The sequence below is a fragment of the Heyndrickxia vini genome (genome assembly GCF_016772275.1).
GTDB classification, from domain to species: Bacteria; Bacillota; Bacilli; order Bacillales; family Bacillaceae_C; genus Heyndrickxia; species Heyndrickxia vini.
Genome location: NZ_CP065425.1, coordinates 833212 through 855185, shown reverse-complemented (window position 1 = coordinate 855185; position 21974 = coordinate 833212). Strand labels below are relative to the sequence as shown.

The window sequence follows — 21974 nt, the reverse complement described above, 5'->3', positions numbered from 1 at the left end:
ATGCTCCACTTAACTCAAATCCACTCCACTAGTTTCAATGACTTTTTTATACCAATAAAAACTTTTCTTTTTTACCCTTTTTAAATCCTTTTCATGGTGTTCGTCACGATCAATATAAACGAATCCATAGCGTTTCTGATATCCATTCAACCAGCTTAATAAATCGGTGAATGACCATGTGCAATAACCAAGTATGTCTACCCCTTCGTTAATTGCCTGACCACATGCCTCAATGTGTGAACGTAGGTAGTCAATGCGATAATCATCGTTTACAGTATTATTATCTTCTAACTGATCAAATTCACCTAAACCGTTCTCCGTGATCAAAATTGGTAAATGATAACGGCTAGTCAAACGGCGAAGCCCGATCCTTAAACCTGTAGGGTCAATTTCCCAATCCCAATTCGTTGATTCTAAATAAGGATTTTTCTTCGTTTTAAATAATCCCGGAATCCCATGTTCTTGTGTGGAACCTTTTTTCCCCGTTGTGTTTAAGTTCATAAGACCTTTCCCAGTCCCATTACTAATTGGATTCATTTCTACTGTTCCTGTGCGATAATAATTTACACCAATAAAATCAGGGCGCCCATAAGCTAATAAATCTAAATCACCCTCATGAATTGTAGGAGCGAGTCCTGCATTCTCCAAATAAGTCCACATAATTTGGGGGTATTTACCCCAACAGTACACATCCAACCACCAATGATTATTTAGTTCTTCCGCATTTTCATAGGCAATCATATTGTCGGGATGACAGTTAAATGGATAGGTTGGCGAGTAGGCGAAACTTGGTCCGATTTTGCCATCCGGAACATATCTCCTAAAGGATTGAATTGCCTTCGCGTTCGCTAAATTAGCAATATGATTTGCTTCGAACATCCGTTTATTATCCTTTACACCTGGCGGATGTATACCTACACCATAGCCCAATTGAATAAAAACATTTTGTTCGTTTAACGTAACCCAATACTTTACTCGATCACCGTAACGTTTATAAAGGGTAATACAATATTCATTAAAATCATTAATAATTTCCCGTGATTCCCATCCCTCGTATAAATCCATAAGCCTCTGGGGTAGATCCCAATGATAGATAGTTATGATCGGTTCGATGTCATAATTTATTAGCTCATTAATTAAATCATCATAGAACTGCAATCCTGCCTCATTGACTTTCCCTCTACCGCTTGGAATAATACGACTCCAAGAAATTGAAAATCGATAGGCCCTCAAACCCATTTCTGCCATCAATGCAACATCTTCCCGAAACCGATGATAATGGTCGACTGCTGTATCACCATTTGTCCCTTGAAAAGTTGTCCCTGGGATTTTAGTAAATGTGTCCCAAACAGATGGACCCTTGCCGTCCTGGTCCCACGCTCCCTCCACCTGGTATGCTGCTGAAGCTGACCCCCATAAAAAATTTTGAGGAAAGCTCATTCTTCCACTGTCATTCATCAAATCCCTCCTCTTTAATTGAATTGTACTCGCTTTCATTTTTTCTGTAAGCAAAAATGAGCATTTAGTCCGTTTTTCCGCTAAATGGAACTTGTTACATTTGTGAAACATCTTGTTTTTTTATATCGTAATTCGTGATATGATTTATTTAAAATAAATATTATCAAAATTTTAAAAATCTTTATTTTAGGAAGGCGGAAACGATGGTGTTTACTAATGAAGTAATATCTTCGTTTAATGATTTGGAAATTTCACTTTATAATTACATTATGAAACATAGTGAAAAAGTCATTTATATGCGAATCCGAGAACTTGCCGATCAAACACATGTATCCACCTCAACAATTTTACGTTTTTGTCGAAAATTAAATTGTGAAGGATTTTCAGAATTCAAAGTAAAACTAAAACTCTATTTGGACCGAAATGAGGAAGCAAACTTAAAATCAACGAAACATTATCTATCCGAATTTGTGGAACGAACAATGAAAGGAAATTTCGAAGCGTATATTCAAGAAACTGCTGAACTCGTTTCAAATGCTGATAAAGTGATATTTGTTGGTACGGGGAGCTCAGGTATTCTTGCTGAATTTGGTGCTAGATATTTTTCTAGTTTAGGAAAGTTCGCATCTTTTATTAAGGACCCTTTCTACCCGATAAATAGCAAGGAACTTAGGGACAGTGCCTCAATCATCTTATCTGTTTCAGGTGAAACGGATTTCACATTAAGGTTAGCCAATCTTTTAAAAGGCGAAGGAAGCAAAATCATTAGCATTACCAACAGTAAAAACTGCACATTAGCAAAATTGTCCGATATCAACATCGCATATTATGTTACAGAAGTTTTCCTAGGTGAAGCTAACATCACCACCCAAATCCCTGTCATCTACATATTGGAAGAAACTGCCCATACAGTCCGAAACATCAACAAAGGACACCACCAAATGTAAAAATAGTACCTGAACTTAGTGTCCAGGTACTATTTTTTACGATATTGTTTTATATCCTTTTACATGAAGAACGATTATACAAAAAGACAGGAATTTTAGCAGGGGATAAAAAGATGGGGGAATTTACTTTTAAAAAAGTTAAGGGGAGATTCAGATGATGAATCCCCCTTTAACTTATTTCATGTGTTTATTTCGATTTCGTGTACTCTTTCCATGCAGTTAAACCGCCTTCTAAAACCGTAACATTAAAATCATGCTTTGCTAAAATGTTTGCACATTTTGTTGCCGAATTTCCAGTTGTGCAAGCAATAATGATCTCTTTATCCTTCGGAAGAGAGATGTCATAACTAGTGTTTGCTTCCTCCATTTCAAAAATGGCCGTTTTAGGAACATTCACCGCATGTTCAAGATGATAGTCATTAAATTTATCTTCAGACCGAACATCTAAAATGAATACATCTTTATTCTCTTTAATCCGATTATCCAATTCCTTAGGTGTTAGTTTTTGATTTCCCATTAGTCTCCCCTTTTTTTTATAAATATTAATAACTTATATACAGTATTATCCTTTTTTAGATAGAATTCAATTCCTATACATTTTTTTCTGTGGATAAAATTTTTCAATTTGTAAATTCTAATTTACAAATTATCTAAGGAAGTGGAAATGATTATGACGCTAAACCCATATGAACATGATAAACAAGAAGAGGCATTAATAAAAAAAATGTATGGAATAGATCCGGATATGAGTCTTCTTTCAGTTAATTTTGCGACAAAGGAAAATGATTATTTAAACGAGCATGATTCAGAAGATGAAGAAGTGGATAATGTGGATAACACTGTTAATAAGTTGTGAATCACCTGTTGATTACTGTGGATAACCTTCCGGTACAAATATTTACTGCATAAAATTACCGAGCAAGGAGATTGCTCGGCATTTTAATCATTTCTAATTTGGTACCATTTCACAGTTTCGGTTAATCCAAAAATCCTGCACATCTTTTCTTAAAGGAGGCAGACAGTTATTAGCGTCTACTTCTAAAAAGTTAAATGATCAATTTCATAATCTGCAATAGTCCATCATTGCAATTCCAAAACTAGTCCAATATACTTATTTTGAAAATATGATTAAGTAAAAAGGATTGAATCCATTTGTTGAAAATGTCATCTTTTTTTTCATCTATTATTACCAATCGACAATATACAAAAAACAATGAATTTCACAGGTCTAATAATCTACTGATTCTTAGTAGAATCAAAATAGCTTCTATTATCTTGTTCTTTTTGACACTTTACTTCTTTTATATTGATATTTTCTTACTAGAAGGGATTCCTAATACTCGATATCGGTATATTTTAACGAGCATCCACTTACTATGCTTTACCATTTCAATTGTCTACTTATTGATTTATCGAAAACTATCTAGCATTAAAGACAACACAAAATGGTCAACTTCCATTATTAATATTTATATTTTTGGTTATATTTTAGGTGGTGCCGTGGCATCGATTAATAGTCAACTTTTGAATGGAAACACTAGCACATATTTGATCGTTCTTATTTGTGCCGCAGTAATCTTCCCTATTCGACCAAAGCATTTCTTCATGATTCTTTGCATCATACATATAGGTTTTCTTCTCGGCTTATCTTCTATGGATGTTGGCAATCGCTTTGATCTCGTTTCAAAACAAATTAATACGACCGGAACCGCTACCTTTGCATTTATCCTTAACTTAGTCTTTTATATGTATCGAAAAAAGGAATTTGAAAGCAATATAAAAATAAAACAAAGTGAAGAAAATCTACGAAACTTATTTGAAGTCAATCCTTTTCCCCAAACCCTTAGCAGTCTTGAAACAGGAGAAATTTTATTGATTAATCAAAAAGCAATTGATTTCTTTTATCTTTCGACCGAGAAAATACTGCCAAATTTGAATACATTTTATAAAAATAAAGAAGAAAGATCTACTATTATCGAGAGATTGAAAAAGGATGGAAGTGCGGAAAATTATACACTAGAGCTAGAAAATCAAGATGGCTCATCTAGATGGGTCCTCGTCAATTACAAGTTGATTGACTATATGGATAAACAATGCATATTGGCCGGATTGACTGATATAACGGATGTTAAGAGAAAAGAAGAAGAACTCTTGAGACACGCATCATTCGATATGTTAACTGGTGCATTTAATCGAAGACGTGGAATGGAATTATTAGAAAATCGTTACCAAATGGCAAAAATGAATCATCAGGAATTCGTCATCTGTTTTGTCGATGTTAATAATTTAAAAATCGTTAATGATCAGTTTGGACATCAAGAAGGTGATGAACTAGTCAATACAATTTGTCAAATCATCAATCAACAACTAGATGAAAAGGATCTTCTTTTCCGTTATGGTGGCGATGAATTCATAATCGTCTTTTTTGAAAAGTCGCTGGATCATGCTGAAGACTATTGGAAACAAATACATCAGAAAATGTATGAAATAAATATAAAAGCTTCCAAACCGTATCAATTATCAGTAAGCCATGGGTTATTCCACTATCATTCAGGAATCCAGCTTTCATTAGAAGAAATGATCCACTGTGCAGATAAAGAAATGTATATTGAGAAAAATCGTGTGAAAAATTTTTGTTAGCCATCAATGATTAAGAATTAAATAACACTTAGTGGGGATAGTAATTAATAACAGAAATAATAAAGAAGGTTGATATGGTGATCTATATTTATAATGATTACGGCGGAACCCATACGACGTCTATGGCGGCAGCCTTTCATTTAAAAATGCTGCCCACAGATCGTGAGCTAACAAAGGAAGAAATACTAGCTATCCCCTACTTCAATAAATTAACTTCTTCTGATTTCGGCAAATTGATTTTTCACGGTATAGATGAGGATAAAAATCCAGTCTATACAGTGGGTAGAAGAAATCAAAAATTTGTAGTACCTGCAATGAAAGAACTGGGACTTCTCCTACAAGAAAGATATAACGGAGAAGAAAAGATCATTTTTTCAAACACCTCTCCTACCGTTCCCTTTCCCATGTCAATCGGAGGATTTCTTTCTAGAGGACTAAAAATTGATTTCTTAGGTGTTCCATTATTAGTTGCAGGGGCAAAAATTTGCACGAAGGATATTATTCGTTTGGTCGAACATACAAAACAAACTGGAAAACAACAGAAAGACAAAGTAATTGTATTAGATAATAAGGAATTTAAGTGAATTATGTGCTCAGATTGCTTTCCTTTCTGTTGCATTCTAAATGAATGGAAAAAAGTCTTAGCCGTATAGAAAATCCCCTTTTTAGAATATAGTTTTTAGTTAACTCTACTATTCCAAAATTAGGGGATTTCTTATTTACCGGTATTCTAAACTTTCGCTATAGAACCCACCGTTGAATAGCCTTTGCCACCCCATCGTTATCATTCGTATCTGTAATCCAGTCGGCAGCTTCTTTTACTATTTCCTGCGCATTTCCCATTGCTACGCCTATTCCAGCACTTGTAATCATTGCGATATCGTTCATGCTGTCGCCCATCGACAGGACATTTTCCATTGTGATTCCAATCCGTTCACATACTTTTTCGAGTGCTTTTGCTTTGCTGATCCCATATGGGTTTACTTCTAGATTAGTCGGACTAGAGTTTGTTACTTGTAGCTTATTCTTTTCCAATTCATCCATGATGATTTTTCTTGCGTTATCATCTTCTACATCAAAGCCAAACTTCAACCATTCATAACTAGCAATGGTTTTTTCGTCTGGAAACTCATTTCGATAGATTTTGTCAACGGTGATAGCCCAAAATTTCGTATTGTGAAGATTTTTTAAATCCCACATCATTTTGATTTGTTCGACTTGCAACAAGTTCCTCTCCAATAAATTACCGGAAGAATCCCAAATTTCCCCTCCATTTACGGTGACTAAGAAGGAATTTAACTCTAATTCCTCGGCAAATTCATGTACGGTTGCAAAATTACGACCAGTACTTAGTACTATATGAATTCCAAGTTCTTTCGCTCTAGCAATGACCCGCTTATTTTCTTCAGAAATTTCCTCTTTACTGTTCAGTAATGTCCCATCCATATCTAAAGCAATTAAACGAATATCACGCTTCTGTAGTTGGTTTGACAATTTACTCTTCCTTTCTGCCTTTCACTCACCTACCACTATATCTTTTATACGGTGAGCAATCAAATCACACATTTTAATAAAAGTTAAGTGATTGCTGGCAGTTAAGCTTTTTTCCTTATCTCCATAATTACATCTTTGTAATCGACTGTTTTTTCATTTGATATCCGTTGTTGAATTTCAAAATCGTCACCATTTAAAAGAACGATCGGTGTAATCACTTTGTATCCTAACTCTTTAACTTTTTCAATATCAAATTTTGCAAGGGAATCTCCTTTGCTGATTTTCGCTCCTCCTGTAATAAGGATATCAAAACCCTCACCTTTAAGGTTTACTGTTTCCAGTCCCATGTGTATTAATAATTCGACTCCTTCTTTAGAGCGAAGAGTAATCGCATGCTTTGTAGGAAATACATCTACCACTTCACCATCAATTGGTGAGACTAATGTGCCATCGCTCGGAATAATTGCCATGCCGTCCCCCATCATTTTTTCAGAAAATACTTGATCTGGTACCTCTTCTATTGAAACTGCCTTCCCATTAAATGGTGCAGTTAATGTAATGGACTTATTTTCTTTTTTAAATAATGATTTAAACATTTTTCATTTCTCCTTCTTTTTTATCATAGAAAAAACGTAACATACTTAAATGCTCCATTCCAAATGATAACGCTTTTTCACTATTTTTTGGTTACCTTTAACAAGTTATGAAAACGCTTATTTTTTTGTTGATTTTTTTTATTGTAATACTTTATACTAAACATGTAAATAATTTTCATGTTTGGGGGTAAAATGATGAATAGTTTCTTTGAGAAAGCACAGCAATTCGGAAAATCGTTCATGTTGCCGATAGCTGTTTTACCAGCAGCGGGTCTTCTTTTAGGTATTGGTGGTGCATTATCCAATCCTAATACGATCAAAGCCTATCCTTTTTTGGATGTATCTTGGTTACAGGGCATTTTCACGATTATGTCGAGTGCGGGCAATATTGTCTTTGCTAATCTTGCATTATTGTTTGCAGTAGGTCTTGCTGTCGGATTAGCGAAGTCGGATAAAGGAACTGCCGGTTTAGCTGGAGTTCTAGCATTTTTAGTTATGAATGCGACGATGTCTGCCTTACTTACAATTACAGGAAAAATGAATGTAGACAATCCCGCTGCCGCTGGGCAAGGCATGGTACTTGGGATTCAATCATTAGAAACAGGTGTATTCGGCGGGGTAGTTGTTGGAATTTTAGCGTCATGGCTGCACAATCGCTACAACAAAACTCAATTACCACCATTCCTAGGTTTCTTTAGTGGTTCACGTTTTGTACCGATCATTTCATCTTTTGCGGCAATTATTCTCGGTGTTGTAATGTTTATTGTATGGCCATTTATTCAAAGTGGAATTTTCAAAATGGGTGGTTTAGTTGAAGCAACTAGTTATATAGGAACCTTCATATACGGCTTTGTCCTTCGTTTACTTGGACCTTTTGGACTTCATCATATTTTTTATATGCCTTTTTGGACAACAAGCCTTGGCGGTTCACTTGTCGTGGATGGTCATTTAGTTGAAGGGACACAACGAATTTTCTTTGCTCAGCTTGCAGATCCAGATACAAAAGAATTCTACGTTGGAACTTCTCGTTTCATGTCTGGTCGTTTCATCACGATGATGTTCGGATTACTGGGTGCAGCTTATGCAATTTACCGAACAGCGAAGCCTAAAAATAAAAAAATTGTGGCAGGATTAATGGGGTCAGCTGCCTTAACTTCTTTCTTAACAGGAATAACGGAGCCACTTGAATTTTCATTCTTGTTTGTTGCACCAGTTCTATATGTTTTACATGCTTTTTTCGATGGCTTAGCGTTTATGATGGCTCATATTCTTCATATTACGATTGGTCAAACATTCTCCGGTGGTTTTATTGATTTTATTTTATTCGGTATTTTACAAGGTAATGCAAAAACAAATTGGGTACTTGTTCCCGTCGTTGGAATCATTTGGTTCTTCCTATACTTCTTTTCCTTCAGCTTCCTTATTAAAAAATTCAATTTTAAAACACCTGGTCGTGAAGAAGAGGGAGAAGCAGCTGTATCAATCAATAATAAAAGCGAACGTGCCCAAGTCATTGTTGATGCATTGGGTGGATTAGAAAACTTAGATAATGTTGATTGCTGTGCTACTCGATTACGTGTAACGGTCAAAAATGAAACTGTTGTAAATGAAGACTTATTGAAGAAAACAGGTGCAAGAGGGGTTATCTCAAAAGGTAAAGGGATTCAAGTAATCTATGGTCCAGATGTGACAATTATTAAAAACGAAATAGAAGAAATGGTAGGCGAATAATAATGTTAGAAACCATAAAAAAAGGGCTTGTTACTTCTTGTCAAGCGCTTCCAGATGAACCACTTCATAGCCCATTTATTATGGCAAAAATGGCTTTAGCTGCTAAACAAGGCGGCGCTTGTGGGATACGTGCCAATTCCAAAGAAGATATTATCGCAATAAAACAGGAAATTGATCTACCTGTCATCGGAATCGTTAAACAAGATTATCCTAATAGTGATGTGTTTATTACTGCTACAAAGCGTGAATCGGATCTATTAATTGAAAGTAAGTGTGAAATGATCGCTCTTGATGCTACATTACGTGTTCGGCCAAATGGGGAAACATTAGAAGAGTTAGTATCCTATATCAAAGAAAAAGCGCCAAATGTACAATTAATGGCTGATATCTCAACAGTTAAAGAGGCAATTAATGCTGAAACAATCGGTTTTGATTGTATTTCTACTACTCTTTTTGGATACACAAATGATACAAAAGGTAGTAAACTATTTGATAATGAGTTTTACTTTTTGAAAAAAGTCCTTCAATCCGTTTCTATTCCTGTTATCGCAGAAGGAAATGTCATAACACCTGAAATGGCTAAACAGGTGTTAGACCTTGGGGCGCATTCAGTTGTAGTTGGCGGTGCTATATCTAGACCACAACAAATTACTGCTCGTTTTGTTGAGAAGATTCAAAAGGGATAGCACTGTTTCCGAAGGAGAAAGGAGCTCTTTGTGACCTCATTATTAAGGGACATTCAGTCAAGGTACTCTTCCTTTTCTGATAAAGAACGACAAATTGCAGATTATTTACTTTCGTCACCTGATGAAGCTTCACAAAGCCATATTAAGGAGATTGCATCGAAGACAGGCGTTTCAGTAGCCTCTATTACTAGATTTGCAAAAAAAGTTTCGTGTCGCAACTTTGTCGAGTTAAAATTAAAATTAGCTCGACAAACCGATACAGAAAAAAGCGATGATATTGATGAAGCCTTACAGCAACAATATCGGGACATGTTTAATGATATTCGGGCACTATCAGAAAAAAAATCCTTTATTCGTGTTCTAACAATGATACAAGAGGCAAATCGAATTTTCATTTATGGCTTAGGCAGTTCGGGACTTGCCTCACAGGAATTAAACTATCGTTTAAGCCGGATGGGTTTTAGTTCTGAAGCTGTTACTGACCCGCATCTTATGGTGATTAGAAGTGCTTTGTTAAAGGAAGGCGATCTTCTTCTTACATTTTCTCGTTCTGGACAAACGAGAGACCTACTTATGTCGATTGAGAAGGCAAAGGAAAATGGTGTGAAAATTGTTTCGTTCACCGCATATGGTGACACCCCCTTAACAGCACTTTCTCATGAAGTTTTATGGACGATTCATCCGATTAGAAATGGGATATTCTCCCCCGGTCTTGATTTAAGCGCACTTTTTTTAATCGATAGAATGACTACTCACTTACTGCAGGATCCTGCAAGAAAAGAAACGTATACCCAGACGGTATCGATTATTAAAAGCATGTCACATTTAAATCATCTTAAAGAATAAGCTACCCACCTTGGGGTAGCTTATTTTGCTTAATTCTATAATCCTAAAAAACCACCGAACATACTATTAAAAGCAACTTTCAGCGCATTAAATAGTAAATCACCCATGATTAAAATGGATACGTACGTTAATACGTAGATAATCAAAGAGCCGAAAATAACATCTAATCCATCATGGTTTTCTTTTTTATAACTGGCAATGACTAATGGTGGAATCATAAGAATTGAACCGAAAAATCCTAATAAAAATATTGCTAGGAAAAATTTTATTTTTATGATTGCGAATATTAATCCGATAAGTAAAATTGCAACGAACGGGATTAAAAATGAGCTGAAACGCGCCAATACTTCCTTGTATCCTACTTGCACCTTTCCTAATCTAATTGCAGCAAAGGTAAAAGTGATCACTAAAACAGTTAGGACGATGTACCCGAAAAACGGTAAAATTACAGTTTCCGCAAATGGCGGGCCTGCATTTACATTAGCACCAAATAATGAACCAAGACGATTGATCCCGGAAAAGATACTTTTTACGCCAAAATAAAGGGTAAAGGGAATAAAAAGGCCGTATAAAATAATCGTAATTATTCCATTAACGAAATGTTCCTCACCGACAGAGTGACTATTGGCATATGGTTTCTTTAATACTTGAATAAAATATTGAAAATATTGCTTGGAAATTTTCTTCGTTGCTTCAACATATTGATTGGATTGGGCTTTTTCAGATGGAGGATGAACTGGATGAGTAGATGATGCTGCAACTTCATTTCCTGCTTGTTCTGATAACCTTGTTCCACAATTTTCGCAAAAATTCCCTCCTTCATTTTCATGATGACAATTTGGACACTTCAAATAAAAAACCCCCTTAGTAGTTAAAATCCTTTCATTTAACCTTTAAACATTTTATTACAGTTACAATGGTAAAACAATATAAAATATTCAAATTATAACAGTTACATGATTATTTTGGTTGATATTTGGTGTATAAAGAAAGACCAAATCAGGCGATTTGGTCTTCTCATAACACTTTACTCAAAAATACTTTTGTTCTTTCGTTTTGCGGATGATCAAATAATTGAGAGGGTATATTTTCCTCAACGATATAGCCGCCGTCCATAAACAATACCCGATCGCCCACTTCACGCGCAAATCCCATTTCATGGGTGACGACAACCATTGTCATCCCTTCCTTCGCAAGCTGCTTCATGACTTCTAATACTTCACCAACCATTTCCGGGTCAAGGGCGGAGGTTGGCTCATCAAACAACATAATCTTCGGTTCCATCGCTAAAGCACGGGCGATGGCGACACGTTGTTTTTGACCTCCGGACAAGGAGTCGGGATAGCTTTCCGCTTTATCAGCGAGACCAACTTTTTTAAGGAGTTCCATCCCTTTTTGCCGAGCCTCTTCCTTGCTCTTTTTTCTTACCTTTATTGGTGCCATCATAATATTTTCAATCACTGATTTATGTGGAAACAAATTGAATTGCTGGAAGACCATTCCAACTTCCGTTCGAATGAGATTAATATCAGTTTTTTTATCGGTTAGATCGACTCCTTCTATGGAAACGTTACCATCCGTGATCGTCTCAAGTAAGTTTAGACATCTTAAGAAAGTTGATTTCCCTGAACCAGATGGACCGATAACAACAATGACTTCCTGTGGTTTTACGTCAACACTAATATTTTTAAGTACTTCATTTTTACCAAAGGATTTTTTTAAATTCTTTACGACAATCATTCCGTTTTCACCTTCCGTTCAACATATTCCAATACATAGGATAGGGTCAAGGTTAAAATTAAGTAAATGAGTGCTGTTGTCAGATATGGTTCCCACGGACGATAATATTGCCCTTGCATCGCGCGTCCCCAATACATCAATTCCGGAGCTGCGATGATGGCTCCTAGTGAAGAATCTTTAATTAACACTACAAATTCATTGCCAAGGGGTGGGATCATCCGCTTAAACGCTTGGGGTAAAATAACATTGCGCATCGCTTGTTTATGATTCATACCTAATGATCGTGCTGCCTCCATTTGTCCCCTATCAATCGATTGAATGCCAGCACGGAATATTTCCGCTATATAGGCGGCAGAATTCAACGATAAAGCAGTAACTAATGCAATAAATGCGTTCGTATCATTGATAAACGCTGGAATGACACCAAAATGTACAAGAAGGATTTGCAAAAATAATGGCGTGCCACGGAAAAAGTTAATATACCAAACAAATGGTAGTCTAATATATTTTTTCTTCGTCATTTTTCCGAGGCCGATAAATAGACCGAGGATGGTTCCAAATAAAATGCCTAAAACAGAAACTTCGATTGTAATAAGTGTTCCTCGTAAAAATAGTGGTAAATAATCGGCTATTAGATCAAAACGAAAATCCATGCGACATCTCCTTTACTGGACTGGGCATGAAAAATTGCGTAAGTGTAACGCAATTTTTCATGTGGCTGTTTTTGAAAAAAATAGCTTAATACTGTTTCTCAAGTTCTTTAAGATCAGGCTCGGAACCAAATACTTTTTTATACATGTTTGCATATGTTCCATTTTCGACAACTTTCTTAATCGCTTTATCAATATCTTCTTTAATTTTGCTTCCTTTCGGGAGCATCATTCCGTAAAATTCGGATGGAAATGAAGAATCGGTTACTACTTTTAGTTTTTTGTTTGGATTGTTTTTTACATATTCTTCGACAACTGCATTATCAGCCACGACAGCATCAGCTCCGCCTTTTAATAGCTCCATAATTGCTAAAACATTGTTTTCAAATTTCTTAATATCCTTATTGTTTTTTCCAAGAATACCTTCCGCAACCGCTTGACCTGTTGTTCCGTTTTGCACGGCAATTGTTTTCCCTTTTAAATCAGCGCCACTTTGAATGCCGCTATCTTCGGGGACGAGGATTTTATTAATAGATTCAAAGTATGGTACAGAGAAATCATAGGTTTGTTTTCGGTCTTCATCAATGGTGATCGATGAAATTCCAATATCAGCTCTTTTACTTTTAAGCTCGACAAATAATGGGTCCCATCCTACATGCACAAGCTCATAATCATACCCGGCCTCTTTCAAAACCGCATCCAAAACATCTACATCGAAACCTACGATTTTATCCCCATCCATTGATTCCATCGGAGCATAAGCCGCGTCTGTTACAACTCTTAATTTCTGTTTCTCCTTCGAATCAGTTCCACCACTCGTTGCTTTTTCAGTTGCTCCACAAGCTGAAACAAGCATTAGTAGTCCAATAACCAGTGAAAAGAGAGTAGCTTTCAATGTCTTTTTCTTCATCCTTTTTCCCCCTAGCAATTTTCTTAATACTTAAAATTATATATGATACAACCTTATACCTAAAGAGTAAATATTTTAAATATTTCGACCATTTATTATAAATTCTGATAACTTTCGACCCTTTTCAAAAAGGTGCCAGGCACCATTTATGCATTTTTGGAATATTTATTCAAATTTTGCATAATTGGTGCCAGGTACTTGTGTGGCACTTCTGTAGTCTAAATGGATTATATTATTAGGTTATGGTTGTAAAAATACCGTTATGTGTATTGTTGGAGTATAATATATTAATAGGTTGAAATATAAAGGGGTAGCAAATAGCATGACAATTCTTCTAGTAGATGATAATCCAGTTAATCTTTTTGTAATTGAAAAAATACTAAAAAGTGCCGGTTATTCAAATTGTATTTCTCTTAAATCAGCAATCGAACTTTTTGATTATCTTCAGCTCGATTCTCTTAATCCTAAATACGAGTCAGTTGATTTAATCCTACTTGATATTATGATGCCGGAAATTGATGGTATTGAAGCTTGCCAACGAATTCAACAAGTAGATGTTCTTAAAGATATTCCAATTATCTTTATTACTGCCATCGATGATACGAATAAGTTAGCCGAGGCACTTGATGTAGGCGGTACAGATTATATTACAAAGCCTATTAATAAAACAGAGCTGCTCGCCCGCATTCGTGTAGCCCTTCGCTTAAAATATGAAAAAGATTGGCATAAACAACAAGATGAAAAACTCCGTAATGAATTGGACTTAGCTACACAAGTACAAAGAAGTTTGCTAAATCCTCCAATGAAAGAGAATAAAATTCAGATACAAGTTTCACATCTTCCATCATTTAAATTGGCAGGAGATATGTATTACTGGTATAAGATTGATGATCATCGATATGCCGTTATTTTGTTTGATATGATGGGACATGGTTTATCTGCATCGCTCGTTTGCATGTTCATATCTTCCGTATTACGAGAATCAGTAGCACGCCTTGTAGATCCAGAACATGTGATTAGGGATTTAAATCGTTATATGACACATCTTTATAATCCCAAAAACGTAATGAATTACTATTTTACAGCCATTTACCTTGTTATTGATACGGAAAACAAAACAGTTGAATATGTTAATGCGGGGCATCCGCCAGGTTATGCTTATATTGACGAAAAAGACTTTCACTCCCTTGAGCGAGGGTGCTGTCCTGTCGGTTTATTTGAGGAATTTGACGTCAAAAAATCTACCATTCAATATGAAAAAAGTATTCAGATTTTGCTGTATACTGATGGGGTAATTGATGCAAATATTCCTCATGAAGAAAAGATTATCAACAAAATGAAGGCACTTACAGAACAAAAATGGGAAATGAACGAATCACCTATACATATGGTACTTCCCGAAGAGAAGCATACGAATCAGCCAGATGATATGTGTATATTAATGATAAAAGCGGAATAGACAAAGATAAAATGGATCTTTTATAAAAATTATACGTTAAGTCGTCAGTCATTATTTTTCTGACAAACGCGAAAAAAGGCTAGGGAAAATGAAATCCCTAGCCTTTTCCTATGAATATTACTTCTCAAAGTTATAGTTTCCGATAGATTCGTTCAGCATTATCAAACTCTCCATAGGAAGATGTTCGAGTAGCAAAACGTAGTGATTCATTATCACCGAGTCCTAGAAATCCGTTTGGACATAAGCTTTCATAAAATAATTCATGAACTTGATTTTGAAGTTCAGCATTAAAGTAAATGAGTACATTTCGGCAAATTATTACATGAAATTCATTAAATGATTGGTCAGTCACAAGATTATGCTGAAAAAAGATAATATTTTTCTTTAATGACGCATTGAAATTAGCTTGCTTAAAATCCGCTGTATAATATTCCGAAAATGCATGTGTACCGCCAGCCTGCATATAATTCTTCGTGTACACTTGCATCTTGCTCAAAGGAAAAATTCCGCATTTTGCTTTCTCCAAAACCTGTTCATTCATATCCGTCGCATAAATTTTTGTCTTTTCTCCGAGTCCTTCCTCATCCATTAGAATGGCCATGGAAAATACTTCTTCCCCAGTTGCACACCCCGCATGCCATATTCTAATTTCAGGAAGGTCTCTTAATAACGGTACAACTTTTTTTCGAAATGAATAGAAAAAATGTGGATCACGAAACATCTCTGTTACATTAATCGAAAAATCATTTAACAATATATCAATAAACCCCGGTTCATGTATTGCTTTATCAAGTAAACCGGTGATTGTCGCAACCCTTTCAATCCTCATTCTATTTTGAATGCGACGCCAAATGGATGACCTCATATAGTTGCGAAAATCATATCCCGACAACCGGTACATTCCTTCTAATAGCAACTCTATCTCCATATTTGTTGTATGATCAATCTCATTTTCATCTATAAACATTTTTGTCCAATCCACCTATCTTGTTAGCCAGACCCTCATCACTGAGAAAAGTTGCTCAAGTTCCAGTGGCTTACTAATGTAATCTGAAGCCCCGGCTTCTAAGCATTTTTCACGGTCATCTCTCATTGCTTTCGCCGTTAAAGCGATAATTGGTAATGATTCATATGCTTCGTCCTCACGGATACGCCGCATCGTATCGTACCCATCCATGCCCGGCATCATAATATCCATCAGAATAATATCAAAGTCACTTTTTTCTTTCATAATCTCGAGACATTCTACCCCATCATTTGCTGTGATGATGTTCATTCCTTCTTTTTTCAGTGCCGTTTTTAATGCAAAGATATTCCGATTATCATCATCAACAATTAACACATTCTTCCCGCTAAACACACTCTTTTGATCTCTTGAAGGTAATTCATTTTCTAACATAAATGTCTCTTCTTCTTCAAGAATCATCACACTTTCTTGAAGACTAGTTGCGGCAATTTCCGCTGATTCTTCAATAGTATCTATCATTTGTAATCCATTCGGCAGGCTTGGAAGATATAGTTTAAATACACTTCCTACACCTTCTTCACTTTGTAGCGAAATTTTCCCTCCAAGCAATTGTGCAAATTCACGGGAAATCGATAACCCAAGACCTGTTCCACCATATTTTCTGACAGTTGCGCCATCTGCTTGTTGAAACGCTTCAAACACAAGGGCTTGTTTATCTTTTGGAATACCAATGCCTGTGTCTTTAACCGTAATTTCTACCCAATATTCGGCCCCTTCGATCCTTAGCCACCTAGAAACAACAGCTTCTTCTACAGGTCGAATGGCGACGGATATTGATCCGGTTGTCGTAAATTTAAATGCATTCGATAACAGATTTTTAATGATTTGTTGAAACCGTTTTTCGTCTGTATAAAAAATATTTGGCACGTTTTCATCGATTAAGATGTGAAAATCAAGTTCTTTTTGTTTGGCAATATGTGAAAAGTTTCGTTCAAGATGGGATGGCAGTTCACTCATATTCATTTCAGCAAACACCATATCAAGCTTCCCGGCTTCTACCTTTGATAAATCAAGAACATCATTAATTAAGGCAAGTAAATCTTTTCCTGATGTATGAATCACTCGAGCAAATTCAGCATTCTCTTCTGAAAGATTATTATCACTGTTTTCAGCAAGCATTTCTGAGAGGATCAAAATACTATTTAATGGCGTGCGCAATTCATGAGACATGTTAGCCATGAATTCAGATTTATATTTCGAGCTAAGCGTAAGCTGTCTAGCTTTTGCCTCTAATTCTTCTTTCGCTACTTCTAATTCTCTTGTTCTTTCTTCCGCCTCTTCTGTTCGTTCTTCTAATTGTTCATTGATCATCCGCAGTTCTTCAGACTGCATATTGAGTTCTTCCGACTGCGTTTGCAGCTCTTCTGATTGGGCCTGAAGCTCTTCTGTCATTGCCTGCGATTCTTTTAGCAATCTTTCAATTTCCATTCTGCCCATCACACTATGCATGGTTAGACCAAATGTACTTAATACTTCGTCAACAAGATTTTGCTGGATAGACGTAAATTCATGAAGGCTAGCTAACTCTAATACAGCTATTGTTTTCCCTTCGAACGTAATCGGCGCAATTAAAATACTTCGTGGTTCAATGTCACCTAATGCAGAAGTAATGAATCGATAGTTTCCAGGTATCTGATTGATCACCTTCACTTCTTTTTCTGCAGCACATTGACCAATAATACCTTGCCCTAAAGCAAAGCTTTCTCTTCCTATTTCCTCATGTGGGTCTGCGTAAACCGCTTTTTTTATAAAACGAACATCTTCTCCTTTTTCTTCACGGAGATAAAGTGCACCGAATGAAGCATCAGTAACCTTCGTCATTCCGGCAACAAATTTCTCGTTAAGGACATTTAAAGAGGAAACACCTTGATACATTTTCACAATATCAGCAATTTTCCTTTGCAGCCAATTCCGTTGGCTCAGCACATCCACTAAAGAATTCGTTGCGTCACTTAGATCTTTAATTTCATCATTTGTTTTCACATTTATCCGCTTTTCAATATTTCCTTTTGTCGTTGCCATCTGTTTAATTGTATGGACTACTTCATTAACAGTGTTAATAATAGATTTAGAAACCATAATTGCTGCTCCAAGAGCGATAACTGTAAGCAGAATGATTAGGCCGAATAAACCAAGCGATAATATTGCATTTTGTTTGTCTAGTTTCTCTGCTCGATTATTCGTTAAACTTTTTTCTGTATTACGAAATGTATCAAATTGTGTTCGGATTTCATCCATATCTTTATGTCCATTCCCGGATGAAAAAAATTGATTAAGTTCTTTCGTCTTGTTTTCTTTTTTTAACTTTATCGTCGGATCCCCTGCCGTACGAATCCAATGATTAATTTTCGTTTTAATAGTTTTCAACTTTGTTTGTTGTTTTGGATTATCAGACAACAGCGCATATAATTGGCTATATTCGTCTTCCCATTTGGATTCAGCCTCTTGATATGGTTTAAGATAATCTTCATTACCCGAAATAATATAACCACGCTGGCTTGTTTCCATATCTAATAACCGCTTTTCAATTCGATTGGTAAAATCATGTACAGTAATATCGTGATTGATAATATAATTTCTTTCTTTCTGGAGGGATGAAACATGATTGTTCACCAAAATAATTGAAGCAATTAGACACAGAACAACGATGAGATTACCAGTTACGATTTTCGCACGAATTCCGAATCTTCTCTTCTTCCCCATTTAGTAATTACCCTGCTTTCTCTAATAAACTTTTATTCTAATTATAATCCTTTTGCATTCGTTCGGATAGTTAAATATGTTGTTTAAACATTTATTCATCGGGTAATAAAACATTAATCAATTAAATAAAAAATAGGAGTTGTTCATATGAGTGGAAAAGACGATCAAGTAAAAGGGAAACTAAATCAGGCTAAAGGAGAAATTGAAAAAGCCTGGGGGAAAGTGACAAGTGATGACGGAAAAGTAGCGCAAGGAGAATTCGACAAAGGAAAAGGGAAAGTACAAGAAAAGGTTGGGAAAATAAAGGATACTTTTTCTAAGTAAATATTTTTAAGGGAGCAGTTCACTCATTTAAAGTGGCTGCTCCTTTCAATTTCGTGGAAAAATACGATGATTAATACGTTTTTGTGGTTTTTTATCCCCCACTTTTGGCCATTCCATTGATTTTGGATGATTAAGTGTACTCTATGCTCCATATATTATTTAATGATTAATTATGGGAGAATAACAGTGCTAAATTCTCCCATAATTTAAGGATAAAGTAGTTTTGGGTGAATAGTATTCCAATTTTCAAATAACATAGAAACAACCTATATACAAAAATATAATGGCTGTCACTTAGTATTTCGAAGCTCCTTACTTAGATTAACCATTGACCACTTGTCCGCCGTTAACATGAATCACTTGTCCTGAAATATAGGATGCATCTTCGGAAGCAAGAAATACATAGGATGGTGCCAACTCCTTCGGCTGACCCGGACGTTTCATTGGATTTCCTTTACCCCAATTTTCCAATTTGTCTTCTGGGAAAGTTGCAGGTATTAAAGGTGTCCAAATCGGTCCCGGAGCAACACCATTGACACGAATTCCTTTGTCTACAATCTCTTGATTTTGGGATAATGAACGAGTGAATGAAACGATTGCACCTTTGGTTGATGAATAATCGAGCAATAGCGGGTTTCCCTTATAAGCAGTAATTGAGGTTGTATTAATAATTGAACTACCTTCTCCTAAGTGTTTCATAGCGGCTTTTGTTAAATAAAACATAGAGAAAATATTCGTTCTGAAAGTTCGTTCAAGCTGCTCATTTGTTATATCTTCGATTCGCTCGCAAACATGCTGTTCTCCTGCATTGTTTACAAGGATGTCTAGACGACCCAATTGTTCAATGGTTTGATCTACGACCTCCGTACAAAACCGGTCGTCACCAACGTCACCTGCCATCGCGATACATTTTTGACCTTGTTCTTCCACAAGTTGTTTTGTTTTTTCTGCATCACTATGCGCCTCATAATAGACAATCGCCACATCAGCCCCCTCCTTTGCAAACGCTAAAGCAACAGCTTGGCCGATTCCACTATCACCACCAGTTATTATGGCAACTTTTCCTTTTAATTTTCCACTTCCCTTATCATTATTATTATCTATTTTTGGATGTGGGCTCATTTCGGATTGAATATCAGGTTCGAGATAATTTTGTTGTGGCTCCTGCTTATTTGAACGAGAACGATTATTGTTTTGCATGTTATCTCTCCTTTATTACTGTGATAAATATCCTTTTCCCACTCCTTTACATTTAAAACGAATTTTTTTCTGCAATATTTTCCCCTGTTTAACTTCTACATTTATCCAATGATATGCTCAAGGCACTTTTTTGAATGTGGAAACACTATGTTTCAATATGAATAAACGATTACCGTTTTATCCATACTAAAAAAAACTAACGGAGTGATGAATATGCTTGTATCAATCATTCGCATAAGTCTTGTTGCCGCTTCTTGGATTTCGGCAATCTTTCTACCGAAAAAATCTTTTATTAAATTTCTGCCTGTCACGTTTTTTTCGGCATGTATTCTTTTAGTAGAAAATCTTTTGGGAACTTCCCGAAAGTGGTGGAAGGTGAAAGGTGGAGCAAAAGCATCTGCAAATAATGCGCTAACATTTATTTTTGGTCCTTTTTTCGTAGGAAATATATGGATTTTTCATTTAACCTACAGGAAGTTTTGGTTATATACACTCATTAATTTATTAATGGATATGACATTAGCATTTCCACTGAATTGCTTATTTGACAAATGTGGTCTTTATAAATTAAAAAAGTTTAAACCAATTCATCTTTTTCTAACGGCATTTTCATATTCCTTTTTGAATTACGGATTTCAGCGATTGATGGATATGGGAAAGGATGGTGCTGCTACACCCTCAAGTATTCCTTTATCACATAATAAAAGGACAAGGAGTTAGCCCCCCTCGTCCAAATTATTTTAAAAACACATGATTTCCTATTGTAGTTACTACTTTACGTGATCGGATCCATTTATCTGTGGCAATTTTAGGATTATAGAAAAAGACTGATCCGTGTAATCGATTTTTTCTCGTTAATGCTTGATTTACTGCTTCTTTTGTTTCGGATGATGCGGGTTTTTTTATTTCTCCATTTTGAACGGGTGAGAAAGCATAACTATGGCCCACTACTTGTTTAATAACACTTGTAATCGTGTTAGGGAAATCTGGCGAATCAACGCGATTTAAAACAACAGTGGCAACTGCTACTTTTCCTTTATACGATTCACCCTTTGCTTCTGCTTCTACTAGACGAGCTAATAAATCTTTCTCATTTGCAGAAATAGAAACACCATTTTTTTCTTCACGTTTTTTTATGAATTGTTTAACTGACTTTTTTGCTAATACCTTTGATTTATCAGGTATTTGTGCCATTTTTTTTATTTGAACCTCAGTTTGGTTGTTCTTTTGTCCTTGATCTATATTTGAAGTAGTTTCTTTGTTTTGTTGTTCAGTATCCCAAGCACGATCCGAATCTACTGCTCGATGTCCTGTAAACGCCTCGGCAGTTCGGTTTTGTATACCTATAAAAGCAGTTGTAGCTACACATGCTACAACAATGGATTTCAATAATATGTTTTTCATGGGTGCTACCTCCTGATGTTTTTTTACAGTATGGTACATACCCTAACATATACATTTATCCATATACAGAACACAACGATTACATTTCTTTTAAATTATATGACAACATTACAAAAGGAAAACAAATATGACCTTTTTCCTACAATTAGGACAATTGAC

The 21974-nt window shown here is 35.7% G+C and carries 22 protein-coding genes; 10 read left to right on the top strand and 12 right to left on the bottom strand.

Translation table 11 applies throughout. The annotated features are described in order from the left end of the window. Nucleotides 1–9: 9 nt before the first annotated feature. Nucleotides 10–1458, bottom strand: coding sequence for a glycoside hydrolase family 1 protein (locus I5776_RS04325; RefSeq protein WP_246483915.1), 1449 nt, complete (start codon nucleotides 1456–1458; stop codon nucleotides 10–12). A gap of 206 nt (nucleotides 1459–1664) precedes the next feature. On the opposite strand from I5776_RS04325, the gene I5776_RS04320 reads away from it, so the two are divergent. Then, nucleotides 1665–2405, top strand: a complete 741-nt coding sequence (locus I5776_RS04320; protein WP_202780679.1) for a MurR/RpiR family transcriptional regulator — start codon at nucleotides 1665–1667, stop codon at nucleotides 2403–2405. Between the two features lie 187 nt (nucleotides 2406–2592). Here I5776_RS04320 and I5776_RS04315 read toward each other — a convergent pair whose 3' ends face one another. Further along, nucleotides 2593–2922: a rhodanese-like domain-containing protein gene (locus tag I5776_RS04315; protein ID WP_202779135.1), complete on the bottom strand. Its 330-nt coding sequence runs from the start codon at nucleotides 2920–2922 to the stop codon at nucleotides 2593–2595. 147 nt (nucleotides 2923–3069) lie between these two features. Between I5776_RS04315 and I5776_RS04310 the strand changes: the two genes are divergently transcribed. The 3 genes from I5776_RS04310 to I5776_RS04300 all read left to right on the top strand — a co-directional run bounded on the left by I5776_RS04310 (nucleotide 3070) and on the right by I5776_RS04300 (nucleotide 5629). Further along, nucleotides 3070–3261 (top strand): hypothetical protein, encoded by a 192-nt coding sequence (locus tag I5776_RS04310; protein ID WP_202779134.1) that lies wholly within the window; start codon nucleotides 3070–3072, stop codon nucleotides 3259–3261. Nucleotides 3262–3566: 305 nt separating this feature from the next. Further along, complete coding sequence (locus I5776_RS04305) at nucleotides 3567–5045, top strand: sensor domain-containing diguanylate cyclase (protein ID WP_202779133.1); 1479 nt, start codon at nucleotides 3567–3569, stop codon at nucleotides 5043–5045. 77 nt (nucleotides 5046–5122) lie between these two features. After that, nucleotides 5123–5629 carry a DUF3189 family protein gene (locus I5776_RS04300; RefSeq protein ID WP_202779132.1) on the top strand — a complete coding sequence of 169 codons (507 nt, stop codon included), beginning with the start codon at nucleotides 5123–5125 and terminating at the stop codon, nucleotides 5627–5629. Nucleotides 5630–5786: 157 nt separating this feature from the next. Here the strand turns inward: I5776_RS04300 and I5776_RS04295 are convergent, their stop codons facing one another. Then, on the bottom strand, nucleotides 5787–6539 hold the full coding sequence (locus tag I5776_RS04295; protein ID WP_202779131.1) for a Cof-type HAD-IIB family hydrolase: 753 nt from the start codon (nucleotides 6537–6539) through the stop codon (nucleotides 5787–5789). Nucleotides 6540–6640: 101 nt separating this feature from the next. Continuing rightward, nucleotides 6641–7135 (bottom strand): PTS sugar transporter subunit IIA, encoded by a 495-nt coding sequence (locus tag I5776_RS04290; RefSeq protein ID WP_202779130.1) that lies wholly within the window; start codon nucleotides 7133–7135, stop codon nucleotides 6641–6643. Between the two features lie 195 nt (nucleotides 7136–7330). On the opposite strand from I5776_RS04290, the gene ptsG reads away from it, so the two are divergent. The 3 genes from ptsG to I5776_RS04275 are packed head-to-tail and all read left to right on the top strand — an operon-like array spanning nucleotide 7331 to nucleotide 10398. Beyond that, nucleotides 7331–8866: a glucose-specific PTS transporter subunit IIBC gene (ptsG, locus tag I5776_RS04285; protein WP_202779129.1), complete on the top strand. Its 1536-nt coding sequence runs from the start codon at nucleotides 7331–7333 to the stop codon at nucleotides 8864–8866. Between the two features lie 2 nt (nucleotides 8867–8868). Next, on the top strand, nucleotides 8869–9552 hold the full coding sequence (locus I5776_RS04280; RefSeq protein WP_202779128.1) for an N-acetylmannosamine-6-phosphate 2-epimerase: 684 nt from the start codon (nucleotides 8869–8871) through the stop codon (nucleotides 9550–9552). 30 nt (nucleotides 9553–9582) lie between these two features. After that, nucleotides 9583–10398, top strand: coding sequence for a MurR/RpiR family transcriptional regulator (locus I5776_RS04275; RefSeq protein WP_202779127.1), 816 nt, complete (start codon nucleotides 9583–9585; stop codon nucleotides 10396–10398). Between the two features lie 35 nt (nucleotides 10399–10433). Here I5776_RS04275 and I5776_RS04270 read toward each other — a convergent pair whose 3' ends face one another. From I5776_RS04270 to I5776_RS04255, 4 genes are all read right to left on the bottom strand, one after another. Then, nucleotides 10434–11249: a zinc ribbon domain-containing protein gene (locus I5776_RS04270; RefSeq protein WP_202779126.1), complete on the bottom strand. Its 816-nt coding sequence runs from the start codon at nucleotides 11247–11249 to the stop codon at nucleotides 10434–10436. Between the two features lie 166 nt (nucleotides 11250–11415). After that, on the bottom strand, nucleotides 11416–12138 hold the full coding sequence (locus I5776_RS04265; RefSeq protein ID WP_202779125.1) for an amino acid ABC transporter ATP-binding protein: 723 nt from the start codon (nucleotides 12136–12138) through the stop codon (nucleotides 11416–11418). Next, nucleotides 12135–12791, bottom strand: a complete 657-nt coding sequence (locus I5776_RS04260; protein ID WP_202779124.1) for an amino acid ABC transporter permease — start codon at nucleotides 12789–12791, stop codon at nucleotides 12135–12137. The genes I5776_RS04265 and I5776_RS04260 overlap by 4 nt, the downstream gene beginning before the upstream one ends. 85 nt (nucleotides 12792–12876) lie before the next feature. Next, nucleotides 12877–13698: a basic amino acid ABC transporter substrate-binding protein gene (locus I5776_RS04255; RefSeq protein WP_202779123.1), complete on the bottom strand. Its 822-nt coding sequence runs from the start codon at nucleotides 13696–13698 to the stop codon at nucleotides 12877–12879. 322 nt (nucleotides 13699–14020) lie between these two features. On the opposite strand from I5776_RS04255, the gene I5776_RS04250 reads away from it, so the two are divergent. Then, nucleotides 14021–15157: a SpoIIE family protein phosphatase gene (locus I5776_RS04250; RefSeq protein WP_202779122.1), complete on the top strand. Its 1137-nt coding sequence runs from the start codon at nucleotides 14021–14023 to the stop codon at nucleotides 15155–15157. A 130-nt stretch (nucleotides 15158–15287) separates the two neighbouring features. Here I5776_RS04250 and I5776_RS04245 read toward each other — a convergent pair whose 3' ends face one another. Further along, nucleotides 15288–16124: a CheR family methyltransferase gene (locus I5776_RS04245; RefSeq protein ID WP_202779121.1), complete on the bottom strand. Its 837-nt coding sequence runs from the start codon at nucleotides 16122–16124 to the stop codon at nucleotides 15288–15290. Nucleotides 16125–16139: 15 nt separating this feature from the next. Beyond that, entirely contained in the window at nucleotides 16140–18887 is a 2748-nt protein-coding gene (locus tag I5776_RS04240) for a CHASE3 domain-containing protein (protein ID WP_202779120.1), read from the bottom strand. 147 nt (nucleotides 18888–19034) lie between these two features. Here I5776_RS04240 and I5776_RS04235 point away from each other — a divergent pair, with 147 nt between their 5' ends. Next, nucleotides 19035–19211, top strand: a complete 177-nt coding sequence (locus tag I5776_RS04235) for a CsbD family protein (RefSeq protein ID WP_202779119.1) — start codon at nucleotides 19035–19037, stop codon at nucleotides 19209–19211. A 321-nt stretch (nucleotides 19212–19532) separates the two neighbouring features. Here I5776_RS04235 and I5776_RS04230 read toward each other — a convergent pair whose 3' ends face one another. Then, nucleotides 19533–20411 (bottom strand): SDR family oxidoreductase, encoded by an 879-nt coding sequence (locus tag I5776_RS04230; protein ID WP_202779118.1) that lies wholly within the window; start codon nucleotides 20409–20411, stop codon nucleotides 19533–19535. A gap of 213 nt (nucleotides 20412–20624) precedes the next feature. Between I5776_RS04230 and I5776_RS04225 the strand changes: the two genes are divergently transcribed. Beyond that, nucleotides 20625–21131: a hypothetical protein gene (locus tag I5776_RS04225; protein ID WP_246483914.1), complete on the top strand. Its 507-nt coding sequence runs from the start codon at nucleotides 20625–20627 to the stop codon at nucleotides 21129–21131. A gap of 15 nt (nucleotides 21132–21146) precedes the next feature. On the opposite strand, the gene I5776_RS21715 is transcribed toward I5776_RS04225, so the two are convergent. Further along, nucleotides 21147–21815, bottom strand: coding sequence for a cell wall hydrolase (locus I5776_RS21715; protein ID WP_202779117.1), 669 nt, complete (start codon nucleotides 21813–21815; stop codon nucleotides 21147–21149). Nucleotides 21816–21974 lie beyond the last annotated feature (159 nt).

Coding starts and splice junctions, on each gene's coding strand:
- I5776_RS04325 (WP_246483915.1), bottom strand. CDS start 1,458: ATGAATGACAGTGGAAGAATGAGCTTTCCTCAAAATTTTTTATGGGGG.
- I5776_RS04315 (WP_202779135.1), bottom strand. CDS start 2,922: ATGGGAAATCAAAAACTAACACCTAAGGAATTGGATAATCGGATTAAA.
- I5776_RS04310 (WP_202779134.1), top strand. CDS start 3,070: ATGATTATGACGCTAAACCCATATGAACATGATAAACAAGAAGAGGCA.
- I5776_RS04305 (WP_202779133.1), top strand. CDS start 3,567: ATGTCATCTTTTTTTTCATCTATTATTACCAATCGACAATATACAAAA.
- I5776_RS04290 (WP_202779130.1), bottom strand. CDS start 7,135: ATGTTTAAATCATTATTTAAAAAAGAAAATAAGTCCATTACATTAACT.
- ptsG (WP_202779129.1), top strand. CDS start 7,331: ATGAATAGTTTCTTTGAGAAAGCACAGCAATTCGGAAAATCGTTCATG.
- I5776_RS04280 (WP_202779128.1), top strand. CDS start 8,869: ATGTTAGAAACCATAAAAAAAGGGCTTGTTACTTCTTGTCAAGCGCTT.
- I5776_RS04265 (WP_202779125.1), bottom strand. CDS start 12,138: ATGATTGTCGTAAAGAATTTAAAAAAATCCTTTGGTAAAAATGAAGTA.
- I5776_RS04260 (WP_202779124.1), bottom strand. CDS start 12,791: ATGGATTTTCGTTTTGATCTAATAGCCGATTATTTACCACTATTTTTA.
- I5776_RS04255 (WP_202779123.1), bottom strand. CDS start 13,698: ATGAAGAAAAAGACATTGAAAGCTACTCTCTTTTCACTGGTTATTGGA.
- I5776_RS04250 (WP_202779122.1), top strand. CDS start 14,021: ATGACAATTCTTCTAGTAGATGATAATCCAGTTAATCTTTTTGTAATT.
- I5776_RS04245 (WP_202779121.1), bottom strand. CDS start 16,124: ATGTTTATAGATGAAAATGAGATTGATCATACAACAAATATGGAGATA.
- I5776_RS04240 (WP_202779120.1), bottom strand. CDS start 18,887: ATGGGGAAGAAGAGAAGATTCGGAATTCGTGCGAAAATCGTAACTGGT.
- I5776_RS04235 (WP_202779119.1), top strand. CDS start 19,035: ATGAGTGGAAAAGACGATCAAGTAAAAGGGAAACTAAATCAGGCTAAA.
- I5776_RS04230 (WP_202779118.1), bottom strand. CDS start 20,411: ATGCAAAACAATAATCGTTCTCGTTCAAATAAGCAGGAGCCACAACAA.
- I5776_RS04225 (WP_246483914.1), top strand. CDS start 20,625: ATGCTTGTATCAATCATTCGCATAAGTCTTGTTGCCGCTTCTTGGATT.
- I5776_RS21715 (WP_202779117.1), bottom strand. CDS start 21,815: ATGAAAAACATATTATTGAAATCCATTGTTGTAGCATGTGTAGCTACA.